15 protein-coding genes are annotated in these 17,111 nt (G+C 55.8%); 6 read left to right on the forward strand and 9 right to left on the reverse strand.

What is annotated here, in order from left to right:
* Window positions 1-213: 213 nt before the first annotated feature.
* The gene (fldA, locus tag ACQZQY_RS11275) at window positions 214-741 is read right to left on the reverse strand and encodes a flavodoxin FldA (RefSeq protein ID WP_056771565.1); all 528 of its coding nucleotides are present in this window, start codon (window positions 739-741) and stop codon (window positions 214-216) included.
* Window positions 742-1,159: 418 nt separating this feature from the next.
* Between fldA and ACQZQY_RS11280 the strand changes: the two genes are divergently transcribed.
* Window positions 1,160-2,824 carry a methyl-accepting chemotaxis protein gene (locus ACQZQY_RS11280; RefSeq protein WP_056771569.1) on the forward strand — a complete coding sequence of 555 codons (1,665 nt, stop codon included), beginning with the start codon at window positions 1,160-1,162 and terminating at the stop codon, window positions 2,822-2,824.
* 75 nt (window positions 2,825-2,899) lie between these two features.
* On the opposite strand, the gene ybfE is transcribed toward ACQZQY_RS11280, so the two are convergent.
* A complete protein-coding gene (ybfE, locus tag ACQZQY_RS11285) occupies window positions 2,900-3,181 on the reverse strand; it encodes a LexA regulated protein (protein WP_056772022.1) in 282 nt (93 codons plus the stop codon).
* Window positions 3,182-3,444: 263 nt separating this feature from the next.
* Window positions 3,445-4,227, reverse strand: a complete 783-nt coding sequence (gene ybfF, locus ACQZQY_RS11290; protein ID WP_431297183.1) for an esterase — start codon at window positions 4,225-4,227, stop codon at window positions 3,445-3,447.
* 236 nt (window positions 4,228-4,463) lie between these two features.
* Between ybfF and seqA the strand changes: the two genes are divergently transcribed.
* The 3 genes from seqA to ACQZQY_RS11305 all read left to right on the forward strand — a co-directional run bounded on the left by seqA (window position 4,464) and on the right by ACQZQY_RS11305 (window position 7,577).
* Window positions 4,464-5,021, forward strand: coding sequence for a replication initiation negative regulator SeqA (seqA, locus tag ACQZQY_RS11295; protein ID WP_122095872.1), 558 nt, complete (start codon window positions 4,464-4,466; stop codon window positions 5,019-5,021).
* A 24-nt stretch (window positions 5,022-5,045) separates the two neighbouring features.
* Window positions 5,046-6,689 (forward strand): phosphoglucomutase (alpha-D-glucose-1,6-bisphosphate-dependent), encoded by a 1,644-nt coding sequence (gene pgm / locus ACQZQY_RS11300; RefSeq protein WP_056771576.1) that lies wholly within the window; start codon window positions 5,046-5,048, stop codon window positions 6,687-6,689.
* A gap of 171 nt (window positions 6,690-6,860) precedes the next feature.
* On the forward strand, window positions 6,861-7,577 hold the full coding sequence (locus ACQZQY_RS11305) for a PadR family transcriptional regulator (protein ID WP_056771579.1): 717 nt from the start codon (window positions 6,861-6,863) through the stop codon (window positions 7,575-7,577).
* On the opposite strand, the gene kdpE is transcribed toward ACQZQY_RS11305, so the two are convergent.
* Genes kdpE through ACQZQY_RS11335 form a run of 6 tightly spaced genes read right to left on the reverse strand, consistent with a single transcriptional unit; the run spans window position 7,567 to window position 15,456 of the window.
* Window positions 7,567-8,256 carry a two-component system response regulator KdpE gene (gene kdpE, locus ACQZQY_RS11310; RefSeq protein ID WP_056771582.1) on the reverse strand — a complete coding sequence of 230 codons (690 nt, stop codon included), beginning with the start codon at window positions 8,254-8,256 and terminating at the stop codon, window positions 7,567-7,569. The genes ACQZQY_RS11305 and kdpE overlap by 11 nt on opposite strands.
* Window positions 8,253-10,949: a two-component system sensor histidine kinase KdpD gene (gene kdpD, locus ACQZQY_RS11315; protein ID WP_056771584.1), complete on the reverse strand. Its 2,697-nt coding sequence runs from the start codon at window positions 10,947-10,949 to the stop codon at window positions 8,253-8,255. The genes kdpE and kdpD overlap by 4 nt, the downstream gene beginning before the upstream one ends.
* A 7-nt stretch (window positions 10,950-10,956) precedes the next feature.
* Window positions 10,957-11,550, reverse strand: coding sequence for a potassium-transporting ATPase subunit KdpC (gene kdpC, locus ACQZQY_RS11320; protein WP_056771588.1), 594 nt, complete (start codon window positions 11,548-11,550; stop codon window positions 10,957-10,959).
* Between the two features lie 17 nt (window positions 11,551-11,567).
* On the reverse strand, window positions 11,568-13,634 hold the full coding sequence (kdpB, locus tag ACQZQY_RS11325; RefSeq protein ID WP_056771591.1) for a potassium-transporting ATPase subunit KdpB: 2,067 nt from the start codon (window positions 13,632-13,634) through the stop codon (window positions 11,568-11,570).
* A gap of 43 nt (window positions 13,635-13,677) precedes the next feature.
* A complete protein-coding gene (gene kdpA, locus ACQZQY_RS11330) occupies window positions 13,678-15,366 on the reverse strand; it encodes a potassium-transporting ATPase subunit KdpA (RefSeq protein WP_122095870.1) in 1,689 nt (562 codons plus the stop codon).
* Entirely contained in the window at window positions 15,367-15,456 is a 90-nt protein-coding gene (locus ACQZQY_RS11335) for a K(+)-transporting ATPase subunit F (protein ID WP_071823630.1), read from the reverse strand.
* 296 nt (window positions 15,457-15,752) lie between these two features.
* Here ACQZQY_RS11335 and ACQZQY_RS11340 point away from each other — a divergent pair, with 296 nt between their 5' ends.
* Window positions 15,753-15,959 carry a YbfA family protein gene (locus ACQZQY_RS11340; protein WP_056771596.1) on the forward strand — a complete coding sequence of 69 codons (207 nt, stop codon included), beginning with the start codon at window positions 15,753-15,755 and terminating at the stop codon, window positions 15,957-15,959.
* A gap of 192 nt (window positions 15,960-16,151) precedes the next feature.
* The gene (locus ACQZQY_RS11345; RefSeq protein ID WP_431297103.1) at window positions 16,152-17,105 is read left to right on the forward strand and encodes a YbgA family protein; all 954 of its coding nucleotides are present in this window, start codon (window positions 16,152-16,154) and stop codon (window positions 17,103-17,105) included.
* The last annotated feature ends 6 nt before the right edge of the window (window positions 17,106-17,111 follow it).

The raw sequence follows: 17,111 nt of genomic DNA on the forward strand, positions 1-17,111 counted from the left end.
GTGTGCCGATCCCCTAAACGATAGCCTGTTAATAAAGATCACTAAATGCCAGTCACATAAGACAATGCAACGACTTGATCGATAGAAAAAACAGATGAACTCAGTGTACCTTGATACCACCGAAAGTAACAATTTTGTTGTGGCTAAATTGTTAATTTCAGTAATAGTTTGGCCCTTCAATTGTAGAATAAATCCTCAGGGCCAACAGGGTTTTTAGCCAATAATTTCTGAAAGGCTCAATTCTTCAGTAATTTGCTTAACCCAGGCGTCAACGCGCTCATTGGTTAATTCCGGCTGACGGTCTTCATCAATAGCCAGTCCGATGAAATGTTTATCATCTGCCAGACCTTTGGATGCTTCGAAGTGATAGCCTTCGGTTGGCCAGTGACCCACAATCACCGCGCCGCGTGGCTCAATGATGTCGCGCACGGTGCCCAGCGCATCACAGAAATATTCTGCGTAGTCTTCCTGATCGCCGCAACCAAACAGCGCAACCAGCTTACCTTCAAAATCTATCTCTTCCAGGCTTGGGAAGAAATCGTCCCAGTCACACTGAGCTTCACCGTAATACCAGGTTGGAATACCGATCAGCAAAATATCGAATTTTTCCAGATCCTCTTTGCTGCTCTTCGCAATGTCATGCACCTCTGCAACATCTTTACCCAGTTGTTTCTGGATCATTTTTGCGATGTTTTCGGTGTTACCTGTATCGGATCCAAAGAAGATTCCTACTACGGCCATAAGATGTCTAACCTCTTGTTCTCAATGATAAGCCCTACATTGCAGGCAATAATAGTGCTGATAATAGCAAACTCGTGAGGCGGAGAATATGCTTCTGCTCGCCTTCTTAACTGACGAATAAGTTTATCGGGCAATCTTTTTAAGTGGTATCGCCTTCGTGTGCTTTTAATCCAGATAAAATCCTCAAAATTGACGGGGTTAAAAGCAAAGTGAAGAAATATATCTTAACAATACTAAATTTTAAGCACGTCCCGCCGATAGATGATGCGAGAGCAATCTCAACATAATAAAGAAATCGATGCCCGGAGAGGTGTTCAAACATGTCCTGGGGCACTTGCCTGATGGTTACTTGTCTTGATTCTCCGCATCCCCCTCAATCCTCAGACCAGAAACAGTCATGTTTCGAGAGAGGCATATCGTGCAGTTTTTAAAAAATATCACCATCAGGGCCGCGTTATTAACCATTCTTGGCGTTTTCTGCGTTATGTGGGCGGGTGTATCCCTTTACACCGTTAACTCACTGAATACGCTGACGCAAAACACCCGCAACAGTTCTGAGCTCGTCAACAATATGGCGCTGATCAGCAAAGGAAATGATCAGTATTTTCGTACCGTAACCCGCTTAAGCCGTGCGGTGTCGCAGCTTCAGGCCGATCCGACCAAAGGGCCGGAAATTTTTGATACCGCAAAACAATCCCTTGAAGCCCTGACGCAGGCGCAGGCGGATTTCAAAGCGGCCCCGCATCCTGGGCTGGAAGATTCAGCGGTTCAGGAATTACTCACCCGTTGGGAAAGTCTGATAACGCAGGGCGTGAAGCCGTTATTTGAGGCCGCCAGCAGCAAAAATATCGATGCGTACAATCAGCTGGCGCAGTCAGGCGTTCCGGCGTTAAGCCGTGATTTCGGGGCTGCCATGCAAAAAGTCAGCAGCCAGATCGCGGTGGATTTCAGCGCGGCGCAAACGGAGTCTAATCATCTGACTAATCTCAGCAAAGTGATTCAGATCACCGCGTTTGTTATTGGGCTGATTATCCTGCTGCTGACCGATCGCTATCTGGTGATGGCGTTAGTCAAACCGCTGGATAAACTCCGCGATCAGTTCGCGCTTATTGCCAGTGGTGACCTGACGCATAACATGGAAGAGTTCGGTAAAAACTGCGCCGGTAAGTTGATTCCGTTACTGAACATCATGCAGGCCAGTCTGGTGAATACCGTTCAAACCATCCGTAACTGCACGAACAATATTTACCAGGGCGCGTCTGAAATTTCTGCCGGCAATAACGATCTCTCTTCCCGTACCGAAGAGCAGGCGTCTGCGCTGGAAGAGACGGCGGCCAGCATGGAAGAGCTGACAGCCACGGTGAAACACAATGCTGACAACGCGCATCACGCCAGCCAGCTGGTGATAGAAGCCTCTACCACGGCGCAAAAGGGCGGCAGTATTGTCGCGGATGTGGTCAGCACCATGAAAGATATTTCAGGCAGCTCGAAGAAAATCGCGGAGATTACCTCGGTCATCAACAGTATCGCCTTCCAGACCAACATTCTGGCGCTGAATGCCGCGGTTGAAGCCGCCCGTGCAGGCGAACAGGGACGCGGGTTCGCCGTGGTCGCCAGCGAAGTGCGCAATCTGGCACAGCGTAGTGCGCAGGCAGCAAAAGAGATTGAGTCGCTGATCAGCGAATCCGTTTCCCGTGTTGACAGCGGTTCCAAACTGGTCGAAAACGCCGGTCAGACCATGAATGAAGTGGTGCGTTCGATTACACACGTCACGGATATTATGGCCGAAATCGCGTCAGCATCTGATGAGCAAAGTAAAGGCATCAGCCAGGTGGCCGTGGCGGTGACGCAGATGGACAGCGTCACGCAGCAAAACGCCGCGCTGGTTGAACAGGCGTCTCAGGCCGCCGTCTCTCTGGAAGAGCAGGCTGCATTGCTGAACAACGCCGTCGCGACCTTTAAACTCAGCGACAGCGTGACGCGCGTCGGGGCAAAACCGACCGGTAAGATGCCAGCGCCGTTATTGCGACCGGACACAGGAATGATGTCGGCGAAGAGTGCTGAAAACTGGGAAACGTTCTGAGTGGAAAGAAGGAAGTTAGCCGGGAATAAGTAAGAAAAAACAAACGGGTAGCCTGAGAAGGTTACCCGTTTTCAATCAGCCTTCATGACCGTTAAGATGCGCAAGCAGCATCTCTTCAATCAATTCGCTACGACTGATATTGCGTTCTTCTGCCAGCTTATTGAGGGTATCAACAGCATCGGCGTTCATTTTCAGCTCCACGCGACGCAGGCCGCTCGCTTTATCGCGGCGTAACTGATTGCGCTTGTTGATCCTGAGCTGTTCATCACGGGATAGCGGATTTGTTTTTGGACGCCCCGGACGGCGGTCATCTGCGAACAGATCAATCGTCGTGCGATCCAGTTGTTCTTTTGCCATAGGTAGCGGTACAACCAGGGAAGTTTTTACATCGGAAAACGGCAAGCCGATTCCTGACGAGCGTTTCACACATTTCGGGCTAAGAAACCCTGACCCAATTCACCTCCCGCCACTCGACCTGAGTGAAACGGGGCGGCAAAAATTATAGCGCGCAATCATACCCTAGCGCGCCTGGGGTTCACAACGCCTGATTGCCCTGATTTCATGATAACTTCTGACGTTGTGCAGACTTTTTGCACAATTTATCCCCAGGATGTTAAACCTCAGGCTGCATCGATGAAACGATGCACAGCGCGCAACACTGCCTCAGGTTTTTCCGCATGCACCCAGTGACCGGCGCCGGCCACCACATGCGCTTTCGCCTGCGGGAACTGGCGGGAAATCGCGCTGCGATATTCATCCTGTACATACGGCGATAACCCGCCACGGATAAACAGCGCCGGGTGATCCCACGCCGGGACGTCTTCCCAGCCGGTAATGGTGTCGTATTGACTGAGCAACACCGGCACGTTGAAGCGCCATTCTCCCTGCGCGAACGACTTCAGCAGGAACTGGATCACACCGTCTTCCTTTATATGCTCACGCATACACTCCGTGGCGGAGGTGCGGTCGCGCAGCCCTGCTTTCGTCACTGCGTTGATCGCCGCAAAAATCTCGTCATGGCGGCGCACGTGGTAATCCACCGGCGCGACATCTATGGCAATCAGCTTTTCGATGCGATCGGGGATAAGCGCCGTCAGTGCCATGGCCGCTTTTCCGCCCATCGAATGGCCAATAACGATGATTTTTTGGAAACCGACGTCATCCAGCGTTTCCACTAAATCCTGCGCCATCGCGGCGTAAGACATCTCATCCGCGCGGCCGGACTGGCCGTGATTACGCAAATCAACCTGCAACACTCTATGCTGTTGTTTCAGGTCGCGGGCCAGAATGCCCAGATTATCAAGGGTTCCGAACAAACCGTGGATTAACAAAACCGGCAGGGCAGTGCTGCCAGCCACTTCAGGTTCTTGCAGGCGATAATGTAATTTCATGGCGAAGTTCATACAGATAAACAATCTCATTAGGTTATCATGAGTGGCGGATAATTTTTCAAAACAGAAAGTTTCTGCCAGATGCCTGAGCGGGATTTCACTATGTGGGACAGAACAGGCCGGGGCCAGCATGCAGCGAAAAGGTAATAATTCTGCTTTTTGCTTCGCGGCACAATTCCCCTGTTCGTTACTGCGTAGAAATTTGTATAATCCTTTTGAATTAAGTAGAAAAACAGTACTGGATAAAGATGAAAACTATTGAGGTTGACGAAGAACTCTACCGCTATATTGCCAGCCACACACAAGCCATCGGTGAGAGTGCGTCTGATATTTTGCGCCGCATGCTGAAATTTACTGCCGGTCAGACCTCGCCTGCCGCGCCCGCGAACACTCCTGTTATTGCCGGCACCGTGGCTGCGGGAAAACCCGCTGCCGCCGCTCCGGCACCGACGTCGCGCGATAAAGTCCGCGCCGTGCGTGAAATGCTGCTGTCTGACGAGTACGCAGAGCAGACCAAAGCGGTCAACCGGTTTATGTTGATCCTGTCTACGCTCTACAACCTTAACGCGAAAGAATTTGCTGTTGCGACCGAGTCACTAACTGGCCGCACGCGGACCTATTTTGCCGGTGACCAGCAAACGTTGCTGCAAAACGGCATTCATACCAAGCCTAAACACGTTCCCGGAACGCCGTATTGGGTTATTACAAATACCAACACAGGTCGCAAACGCAGCATGATCGAACACATCATGCAGTTCATGCAGTTCCCTGCGGAACTGACTGACAAAGTGTGCGGCACCCTCTAATTTCAGCGTCAGGGAGAAGCGCCAATGGCTAATCACCCCCGTGCAGGGCAACCTGCTCAGCAAAGCGATTTGATCAACGTGGCGCAGTTAACGTCACAGTATTACGTTCTGCAACCGGATCCGGCAAACACAGCGCATGCTGTGAAATTCGGCACATCCGGCCATCGCGGGAGTTCGTTGCGTCACAGCTTTAACGAAGCGCACATCCTGGCCATTGCTCAGGCGATTGCCGAAGTGCGTAAAGAGCAGGGCACCACCGGCCCGTGCTACGTGGGTAAAGATACCCACGCGCTGTCCGAACCGGCGTTTATTTCTGTGCTCGAAGTGCTGACGGCCAATGGCGTTGACGTCATTGTGCAGGAAGATAACGGATTCACCCCCACTCCGGCGGTGTCTCACGCGATCCTGACCCATAACCGCAAAGGCGGCGCGCTGGCTGATGGCATCGTCATCACCCCATCGCACAACCCACCGGAAGATGGCGGCATCAAATACAACCCGACCAACGGCGGCCCGGCAGATACCAATCTGACCTCCGTCATTGAGAAACGCGCCAACGCGCTGCTGGCAGCAAAACTGGCCGGTGTGAAGCGTCAGTCTCTGGATCAGGCGTGGAAAAGCGGTCATCTGGTGGCACAGGATCTGGTTCAGCCGTTTATCGAAGGGCTGACCGAGATTGTCGATATGGCCGCGATTCAGAAAGCGGGCCTGAAACTGGGTGTCGATCCGCTCGGCGGTTCCGGTATCGAATACTGGAAACGTATTGCTGAGCATTACAAACTGGATCTGACGCTGGTGAACGATGAAGTCGATCAGACTTTCCGTTTCATGCACCTCGACCACGACGGCGTGATCCGTATGGACTGTTCGTCGGAATCCGCCATGGCCGGTCTGCTGGCGCTGCGTGATAAATTCGATCTGGCTTTCGCCAATGACCCTGACTATGACCGCCACGGCATCGTAACGCCAGCCGGTCTGATGAACCCGAACCATTATCTGGCGGTGGCGATTCAGTACCTGTTCCAGCACCGTCCGCAGTGGGGCAAAGACGTTGCCGTCGGTAAAACGCTGGTATCGAGTGCGATGATCGACCGCGTGGTGGAAGATTTGGGCCGTAAACTGGTGGAAGTGCCGGTCGGTTTCAAATGGTTCGTTGATGGCCTGTTTGACGGCAGCTTCGGTTTTGGTGGCGAAGAAAGTGCAGGGGCTTCTTTCCTGCGTTTCGACGGCACTCCGTGGTCTACCGACAAAGACGGTATCATCATGTGCCTGCTGGCGGCGGAAATTACCGCTGTCACCGGCAAGAACCCGCAGGAACATTACAACGAGCTGGCGGCCCGCTTTGGTGCGCCAAGCTACAACCGTATTCAGGCACCTGCGACTCACGCGCAAAAAGCCGCGCTGTCCAAACTTTCTCCTGAACAGGTGAAAGCCGACACGCTGGCCGGTGACCCGATCACTGCCCGTCTGACCAACGCGCCAGGTAACGGCGCGTCTATCGGCGGCCTGAAAGTGATGACCAAAAACGGCTGGTTCGCGGCACGTCCGTCCGGCACAGAAGAAGCCTACAAAATCTATTGTGAAAGTTTCCTCGGTGCTGAACACCGCGAACAAATCGAGAAAGAAGCGGTAGAAATCGTCAGCAAAGTGCTCGCTGACGCCAAATAAGCCCCTTTTTTCCTCTCATCAAAAGCGCTGATTATTCAGCGCTTTTTTTTTGCCTGTCGTTCAGATACAAAAAGATATATCTAAATGCGCATTCCTGCTTGCCAGTGTCGAAAAACTGATCTAGTTTAGATATATCGAAATAATTCGATATATCTAAATGGGACATACATTATGTTTAGTAAAATGTTTGAAGGCCGCCATCGCGGTCACGGTAGCCGGGAAGAAGGGCATCGCGGTCATTGCCGCCATGAATCAGAATGCAGCGATCACAGTGAACGCCACATGTTACGCCGTGATGGACGTCATCGTGGCGAAGAACGCGGTGAAGAAGGGCATGAGCGTCGCGGACGTGGCGAAGGTCGCCGCGGGGGGCGTGGTGAGCGCGGAGTACATCGTCTGTTTGAACACGGTGATTTACGCCGCGTGCTGCTGGCGCTGGTGGCGAAAAAGCCGAGCCACGGTTATGAGCTGATCAAAGCCATCGAAGAAGCCTCTTCAGGCCTTTACGTGCCAAGCCCTGGCGTGATTTACCCGACGCTGACGCTGCTGGAAGAGCAGGATTTCCTCGAGCCTGTCGCCACCGGTAATGGCCGTAAAAGTTATCAGATCACTGATGCCGGCAAAGTGGAACTGGCGCAACATCAGGAGGCAGTCGATGCGATTTTTGCCCGTCTGGCGGGGGCGCAGCGTCCGCGTGAAAACAATCTGGCAGAGGGGATTCACGACGCGATGCACCGCCTGCGTCACGCGCTGCGCGGCAACATGATGCGGGCAGATTTAACGCCGGAGCAGGTGGTGCGGGTCAGTGCGATTTTGCAGCAGGCAGCGGAAAGTCTGGAAGCCGAATTTGGCGAAGCCAAACCGGAAACTGACCAGCCTAAGGCATAAAACGATAGCCCACGCCGGTTTCAGTCAGTAAATGACGTGGCCGGGTGGCGTCGGCTTCCAGTTTCTGGCGCAGATGCCCCATGTAGATGCGCAGATAATGGCTGTGTTCGACGTAATTCGGGCCCCAGACGTGGCTCAGTAACTGACGCTGAGTAATGACTTTTCCGCTGTTTGCCAGCAGTTCGGCCAGCAGGCGAAACTCAATCGGCGTCAGATGACAATCTTCTCCGTTACGCTGCACGCGCCGGTTGATCAAATCCACCGTCACATCCGCAAACGTCACCAGCGGGCTTTCCTGCGCGCTGCCCGCATGGCGGCGTAATGCCACGCGAACCCGCGCCAGCAGTTCACCGACGCCAAACGGCTTGGTGAGGAAATCATCGGCACCGGCATCCAGCGCCGCAATTTTGTCTTCCTCGCTGGTGCGGGCCGACAGCACAATAATCGGGATAGCGCTCCAGTGGCGTAAATCGCGAATATAGGTCAGGCCGTCACCGTCCGGTAAACCGAGATCGAGAATGATCAGGTCCGGTTTACGGGTTCCGGCCTCAATCAGCCCGCGTTGCAGCGTTTCACTTTCAAACACCCGCAGGCCTTCCGCCTCCAGTGCCGTGCGCACAAAGCGGCGGATCTCTTTTTCGTCTTCAACAATTAAAATATTGACCGGGGATGCGCTCACGATACCTCATTGATGTCTGATTCCATGTCACTTTCCATCTCCGGCAACGCCTCGAGCGGCAACCTGAAACGAAAACGTGCACCGCCGTTCGGGCCGTTTTCAGCCCAGATCCGTCCGTCGTGCACCTCAATAATGGCACGACATATGGCTAATCCCAAACCGACACCGGGAATGGCCGATTCTTTGTTTCCGCGCGCGAATTTCTCGAAGATGATGTGTTCGCTGCCCGGCGCAATGCCGGGGCCATTATCCCAGACTTCAATCTCCAGCCATTCGTCGAACGGCGTGGCTTTAATGCCGATCGTCGCGCCCGTTCCGGCATATTTATGGGCGTTTTCCAGCAGATTGATCAGCACCCGTTCGATCAGGCTGGCGTCGCAACTCACCAGCACCATTTCCTTCGGCAAATCGATCTCAATGTTGTCGTGCGCCAGCACCGGTTCCAGCATCCGCAGCGCGCTGCCGGTGATCTCCTCCACCGACTGCCACTCTTTGCGCAGATTAAATCCGCCGGACTGAATGCGCGCCATATCCAGCAGATTGTTCACCAGCCGCGTGGTGCTCAGCACCTGCTGGCGGATCTGGCTGGCCTGCGGCGCGTGCTTCGAGCCTTCCGACGCCAGATCCAGCGTCAGAATTTCTGCCTGCCCGAACAGCACCGTCAGCGGCGTGCGCAGGTCATGAGAAAGCGCCGAAAGCAGCGAGTTGCGCAGTTGCTCGCGTTCGGTTTCCAGCCGCGCGGATTCGGCTTGGGCGGCGAGATGCAGACGCTCGAGGGCATTGGCAATCAGCACGGTAAAGGTCTGCAACAGGCGCTGCTGTTCCGGCACCAGTAACTGACGGATGCTCGGCGGTTCGACCGCCAGCAGTCCGCGCGATTCTCCTGAAGCGACCAGCGGCAGCAGCTGATACGGCACGCCGGGCAGGGTGTCAGTACCCGCGCCGGCTGGCAGTTTTTTGTCGAAACTCCAGCGGGCGATCGCGTCATCCACCACGATAGCGGTGACCTCTCCGGCGGGCTGCGCCAGTTCGCCATTTTCCTGCGGCAGCAGAATGGCGGTTTTCGCGTGCAGACTGGAGGAGATAAAGTGACGGCTGGTTTGCGCGATGGCTTCCGGCGTCAGCGCCTGACTGAGGCTTTTCGACATTTCATACAAATGCTGGGCGCGTTTTTCGCGGTGGCGGGCGATGCGCGCCTGATAACGTACCCCGGCGGTGAGATTACCGATCAGGATCCCGACCAGCAGCATCACGCCGAAGGTCACCAGATATTGCGCGTCAGTCACGGCGAGCGAACCGCGTGGCTGTACGAAAAACAGATCAAAGCTGACGACGTTAATCACCGCCGCCAGCACCGACGGCCAGCGGCCATAAAATAACGCAACGACCACCACGCCGAGCAGATACACCATCACCAGGTTGGCCTGATCGAAGGTCGGCACCAGCCACTGCGACATCACCGTAATCACCGCGCACAGCGCCACGGCCAGCGAACAGCCCCACAGCTGGCGGCTGAACCGGTCGGCGAAAGTGCGTGAATCTTGCTCTTTGCGCGCCGGTGATGCCGGGGAATCTTCCAGCCCGACAATAATCAGATCAAGATCCGGCCCGATATCGGCCAGCTTGTCGGCAAAACTGCCGCCGGGCTTCCAGCGTTTTTCACGGCGGCGGCCCATCATGATTTTGCCCAGACGGTGCTCGCGGGCGTAGCGCAAAATCGCCTGTTCTTCATGTGGCTCGGAAAGCGTGGCGGTTTCTGCGCCCAGCTCCTGCGCCAGTTTCAGCGAATGCAAAATGGCCCGGCGCTGGCCTTCCGGTAAACGGTGCAGACGCGGGGTTTCGACATACACCGCGTGCCAGACACAGCCAAGACGCGCCGCCAGCCGTGAAGCGACGCGCACCAGTTTCTCATTACCGCCGCCGTGCCCGATGCACAACAGCAGCGCATCGCGGGTATGCCAGACGCGGTTGACACCCTGATCGTCGCGGTATTCGCGCATCTGATCGTCAACGCGATCGGCGGTGCGCCGCAGGGAAAGTTCGCGCAGGGCAATCAGATTGCCTTTGCGGAAGAAGTGTTCGATGGCGCGCTCGGCCTGACCGGGAATATAAACTTTGCCTTCTTTCAGGCGCTGACGCAGGGAATCGGGGGGCAGGTCCACCAGCACCACTTCGCTGGCGTCATCAAACAAACGGTCGGGGACGGTTTCACGAATGATAATGCCGGTGACGCCGCTGACCACGTCGTTCAGGCTTTCCAGATGCTGAACGTTCACGGTGGTAAAAACGTCGATACCGGCATTGAGTAATTCTTCGATATCCTGCCAGCGTTTAGGGTGGCGCGAACCGGCGGCATTGCTGTGCGCCAGTTCGTCCATCAGGATCAGGGCAGGGCGGCGGGCCAGCGCGGCGTCGAGGTCAAATTCCTGCACCTGACGGCCACGATGTTGAATGCGTTTTGGCGGTAACAGCGAAAGCCCCGGCAGCAGTGCCTGCGTTTCCTGCCGTCCGTGGGTTTCCACCACGCCAACCAGCACGTCGAGGCCGGTGGCGCGCAGGCGCTGTGCTTCCTGCAACATGGCGAACGTTTTTCCGACGCCCGCACAGGCGCCGAAAAAGACTTTCAGTTGCCCGCGCGGCTTCTCATTGGCAAGCGCCAGCAGGCTGTCAGGATCGGGGCGATCGTCAGTCATATTTTCCTTATTGAGCTTTCAGTGCATCCAGCGCCTGGTTCAGCCCGAGCACGTTGACCACGTCGGGGCCGAGGAAACCTATCAGCGGTGATGATGTATTATCATCAATCAATTTATTCACTTGCGCCAGTGGCAGTCCGCGCGCGGTGGCAATGCGCGGTGCCTGCCATTGCGCGGCCTCAACGGAAATCTGCGGATCCAGCCCGCTGCCGCTGGCGGTCACCAGATCCACCGGCACCGTCGCCGGGCTTTGCGGGTTGGCTTTGCGCAGCGCCGCTACGCGGTCTTTCACCGCCTGATCCAGCGCCGGGTTACTGGCTGCCAGATTACTGCCCGCCGAGGCCATCGGGTTATACGGCGAATCAGACGTGACAGAAGGGCGGCCCCAGAAGTAATCATTGCGGGTAAAATTCTGCCCGATGAGCTGTGAGCCAATCACTTTATTGCCGCTGTCTTTCATCAGCGAACCCATCGCCTGCGCGCGGAACACCAGCTCGGAAACGCCGGTGGTCAGCAGCGGATACGCCACGCCAGTCGCCAGCGTCAGCAGAACCGTCATCACCAGAGCCGGACGGACATAGGACATTTTTGTTACGGACATAGTGGTCTTCCTCAAAATCAGCTCAGATGTAAAACGGTCAGAATCATGTCGATAAGCTTGATACCGGCAAACGGCACCAGCAGACCGCCGACGCCATAAATCCACAGGTTGCGGCGCAGCAGCGCGGCGGCACTCATGGCTTTATAGCTCACGCCTTTCAGCGCCAGCGGGATCAGAAACACAATCACCAGCGCGTTGAAAATGACCGCTGACATAATGGCCGAAGACGGCGACGTCAGGTGCATGACGTTCAGCGCATTCAGCTGCGGATAGGTCGCCGCAAACGCCGCCGGGATAATGGCGAAATACTTCGCCACGTCGTTGGCGATACTGAATGTGGTGAGCGATCCGCGCGTCATCAGCATTTGTTTACCGATGTGCACCACTTCGATCAGCTTGGTCGGGTTGGAATCGAGATCGACCATGTTCCCGGCTTCTTTCGCCGCCTGGGTGCCCGAGTTCATCGCCACCGCCACGTCAGCCTGCGCCAGCGCAGGGGCGTCGTTGGTCCCGTCGCCGGTCATCGCCACTAAACGGCCTTCCGACTGATACTGACGAATCAGGGCCAGTTTGGCTTCCGGCGTGGCTTCTGCCAGAAAATCATCCACGCCCGCTTCAGCGGCAATCGCCGCCGCGGTCAGACGGTTATCCCCGGTGATCATCACCGTTTTGATGCCCATTTTGCGCAGCTCGGCAAAGCGTTCCTTGATGCCGCCTTTGACGATATCCTTCAGCTCCACCACGCCCAGCACTTTGCCGCCTTCCGCCACCACCAGCGGCGTGCCGCCTTTACGCGCAACGTTTTCCACCAGGCCATCGACGGCTTTCGGGAAGGTGCCGCCGTTGGATTCCACATGGCGACGGATCGCATCGACCGCGCCTTTACGGATGCTGCGCTCGCCGACGTTAACGCCGCTCATGCGGGTTTGCGCGGAGAAGGGCACAAAGGTCGCATTCAGCGAATGAATGTCGCGTTCGCGCAGGTTAAAGCGTTGCTTCGCCAGCACCACGATACTGCGGCCTTCCGGCGTTTCATCGGCCAGTGACGATAACTGCGCGGCATCGGCCAGTTCCTGTTCCGTCACCTGAGGCGCGGGCAGGAACTGCGATGCCTGGCGGTTACCGAGCGTGATGGTGCCGGTTTTATCCAGCAGCAGCACATCCACGTCACCGGCGGCTTCCACCGCACGGCCACTGGTGGCGATGACGTTGGCTTCCAGCATGCGGCTCATGCCCGCCACGCCGATAGCCGACAACAAGCCGCCGATGGTGGTTGGAATGAGACACACCAGCAGCGCCACCAGCACGGTGACGGTCACCGGAATACCGGCATGGCTGGCGCCCACGCTGAACAGCGAGAACGGGTACAGCGTGGCCGTTGCCAGCACGAACACCAGCGTCAGCGCCACCAGCAAAATGGTCAGCGCCACTTCGTTTGGCGTTTTGCGGCGTTTCGCGCCTTCGACCATGGCAATCATACGGTCGAGGAAGGTATCGCCGGGGTTCGCCGAGCACTCGACCACCAGCCAGTCAGACAGCACGCGCGTCCCGCCGGTGACCGAGGAGAAGTCGCCGCCGGATTCACGGATCACCGGCGCGGATTCGCCGGTAATGGCGCTTTCATCCACCGATGCGCCGCCGACCAAAACTTCACCGTCGCACGGCACGGTATCACCGGCCTCGATCAGCACGTAGTCGCCTTTACGCAGTGTATCGGCGGCGACTTTAATCACCGGCGATTCAGGGCGCGGTTCGTAGATCTTCTTCGCCCAGCTGGTTTTCTGCACGCCTTTCAGGCTCTGCGCCTGCGCCTTGCTGCGGCCTTCCGCCAGCGCTTCGGCGAAGTTGGCAAACAGCACGGTGAACCACAGCCACAGCGAAACGCTGCCGGTAAAAGCCGCGCTGCCATCGGTGCGATGCATCAGGATCGCCAGCCAGATAAGCGTGGTCAGAATGCTGCCCAGATACACCACGAACATCACCGGATTGCGCCACTGAACGCGGGGATCCAGTTTTTTCACCGAATCCAGCAGGGCAGTGCGGATCAGACGGGGTTCAAATAACGCACGTTGTTTACGACTCATCTTTTTAGTCTCTATATTCATCAGTTCAACGAGTTACGCAGCATTACTGTGCTGACCAGACCTGCAAATGTTCCGCCACCGGCCCCAGCGCCAGCGCCGGAATAAAGGTCAGTGCGCCGACCAACAACACGGTGCCGACCAGCAGGCCGATAAACAGCGGGCCGGACGTCGGCAGGGTGCCGTTGCCTGCCTGCTGGCGCTTTTTCGCCACCAGTGAACCGGCAATCGCCAGCACCGGAATGATCACCCCGAAGCGGCCGAAGAACATGCAGGCTGCCAGCAACAGGTTGTAGAACGGCGTGTTGACGCTCAGCCCGGCAAACGCGCTGCCGTTGTTGTTGGCGGCGGAAGACACCGCGTACAGCACTTCACTGAAACCGTGGGCGCCGGGGTTTAAAATCCCTGCGCGACCGGCATCGGTGACCAGCGCCAGCGCGGTGCCGAGCAGCACCAGCGTCGGTGTCACCAGGATCGCCAGCGCCGTCATCTTCATGTCGTAAACGTCGATTTTCTTACCGAGATATTCCGGTGTGCGGCCAATCATCAGCCCGGCGATAAACACCGTCAGCAGCACGAACAGCAGCATGCCGTACAGGCCGGAACCGACGCCGCCGAACACCACTTCACCAATCTGCATCAGCCACATCGGCACCATGCCGCCGAGCGCGGTAAAGGAATCGTGCATGGCGTTAACCGCACCGCACGACGCGGCCGTTGTGACCACCGCATACAGGCTGGAGGCCAGAATGCCGAAGCGGCTTTCCTTACCTTCCATATTGATATTGCTGCTGGCACCGAGCGCGGTGAAGTGCGGATTGCCCTGGAGTTCGGCGTACATCACCACCACCACAGAAACCACGAAAATCACTGACATCGCCCAGACCAGCGCGTGGCCCTGACGGTTGTCGCCAACCACGCGGCCAAACGCGAAACACAGCGCGCACGGGATGATGAAAATCGCCAGCATCTGCACCATGTTGGTCAGTGCCGTCGGGTTCTCAAACGGATGGGCAGAGTTGGCACCGAAGAAACCACCGCCGTTGGTGCCGAGCATTTTGATCGCTTCCTGAGACGCCACCGGCCCCATCGGCAACGTCTGTTGCAGACCTTCCAGCGTGGTGATGTGCTGATACGCTTCGAAATTTTGCAGCACGCCCTGGCTGACGAAAAACAGCGCCAGCAGGAACGACACCGGCAGCAGCAGATACAGCGTGATGCGCCATAAATCCGTCCAGGCGTTACCGAGGGTCTGCGCTGAGGGGCGCGCGAAGGCGCGGATCAGGGCAAACGCGACGGCGATACCGGTCGCGGCAGAGAGGAAGTTCTGCACAGTCAGCCCGACCATCTGGCTGAAATAGCTCAGCGTGCTTTCGCCGCTGTAGGCCTGCCAGTTGGTGTTGGTGACAAAACTCACCGACGTGTTAAACGCCAGATCCCATGACAGCCCGCCAAAATGCTGCGGGTTCATTGGCAACGCGCCCTGCGACATCAGCATGGCCATCAGGACAACAATGCCCAGAATGTTAAATACCATGATCGCCAGCGCATACTGCCACCAGGTCATTTCGGCATGGCTGCTGCCAGACGTGCGTAAAACACCGTTTTCTATGCGCTGAATAAATGCGCCGGGCTGTCCTTCAATCAGTTGAGCAATAAAGTTACCCAGTGGTTTTGCCAGCAGCAAAAGCACCAGCATAAAACTGGCAATCAGTAAGAATCCGGTTGCAGCCATTTAAAAATCCTCCGCATTCAGCAGGGCATAAACCAGATAGCCGAGCAGCAGAAGAACCAGTAATGCGCCGCAGATTACGCCAACACTCACAATCCACCTCCACAGGTGTGTTTTTATGTTGTGGCGAGAATAAGGAAAGGCGGGAAAAGATCCTGAAAAGAAAGCGGCCCAACGTGTAAAAAAAGTATAAAAATGCGCAAAAAATGAAACTCAAAAGAAACCTTAATTGCGTATTTATTTAACCATTCTGTAACTCAATTACACCTGAAGGCCAAAAGTGGCGAATATTTACACTTAACAGTGGTCAGATGAGTGGTAAAATTTCATCAATTGCGGTATATTTTTCGCCAATTACAGTTTCCGAAAAATATGACAGGAGCAACGCCATGAATGATTACACGCCATATACAATGACCCGCATACTGGCCCGCCGCGCTTTTGTTATCGCAGCCGGTGTGCTGGCTCTGCCGGTCATGCTGTTCCGCGCTGACCGCGCCCGTTTTTACAGCTATTTACACCGCGTCTGGATGAAAACCAGCGACAAACCGGTCTGGCTGACCCACGCTGAAATGGCGACACAAGATTTTTATTGAGTTAGCCCCTCCCGGCCTCTCCCCTTCGCAGGCTGAGAAACCCAGGAAACCCCGCTTTCACAGCGGGGTTTTTTATTGCCCGCGATAAAACCTGTACAACATTATTTTTATGTATAACTTGTGCTAAGGTTATACCTACAGGTGATGAGTTACGGGCACCTCCTTTTCCTCTTTCAACGTCCGGAGCTGACAATGACTAAAACGATTCCCATTGGCATCAGTGCATGCCTGCTGGGCGACAGGGTCCGCTTCGATGGCGGGCATAAAAGGCTGGCATTCGCGGTGGAGCAACTGGCACCGTATGTGCGTTTTGAACCGATCTGCCCTGAAATGGCGATTGGCTTGCCGACGCCGCGCCCTGCGCTGCGGCTGGTCAGAATGGATGACGGCGTTGCCATGCGTTTCAGCAATGACGAAACCATTGATATCACTGAAAAGATGCAGAGCTATTCCGAGACGCGCGTCGCCCCTCTGACCGCGCTGTGCGGCTACATCGTCTGCGCCAAATCGCCAAGCTGCGGCATGGAACGCGTGCGCGTGTACAGCGCCAACGGTAAAGATGCGAAGAAAAGCGGGGTGGGGATCTACACCGCTGAACTGATGAAACAGCATCCGTGGCTGCCGGTGGAAGAAGACGGGCGGCTCAACGATCCGGTGCTGCGCGAGAATTTTGTCGAGCGCGTATTTACGATGTTCGAGCTGAATCAGCTGCGTGAAAGCGGCCTGACGCGCGGCAAACTGATGGCGTTTCACAGCCGTTACAAACTCTCTTTACTGGCCCATTCTCAGCCTGAATACCGTGAGCTGGGGCGTTTTGTCGCCGCCATGGCCGAATGGACATCCCTTGAAGACTACTTCATCGAATACCGTCAGCGGCTGATGAAACTGCTTAATCACAAAGCCACCCGTCGTAATCACACCAACGTGCTGATGCATGTGCAGGGCTATTTCCGCAAACAGCTCAGTTCGGCACAGCGTCAGGAACTGGCGGGTCTGATCGACCGTTACCGTCAGGGCATGCAACCGCTGCTGGCACCGATCACTTTGCTTAAACATTACATGTCGGAATATCCGGATGAATACCTGGCAGGACAGCGATATTTCGAGCCCTACCCGGAAGCGTTAAGACTTCGATACGGACATTAAAAGGAA

Origin of the sequence: Rahnella sp. PAMC25559 (assembly GCF_050632365.1) — a bacterium.
GTDB lineage: Bacteria > Pseudomonadota > Gammaproteobacteria > Enterobacterales > Enterobacteriaceae > Rahnella > Rahnella rivi.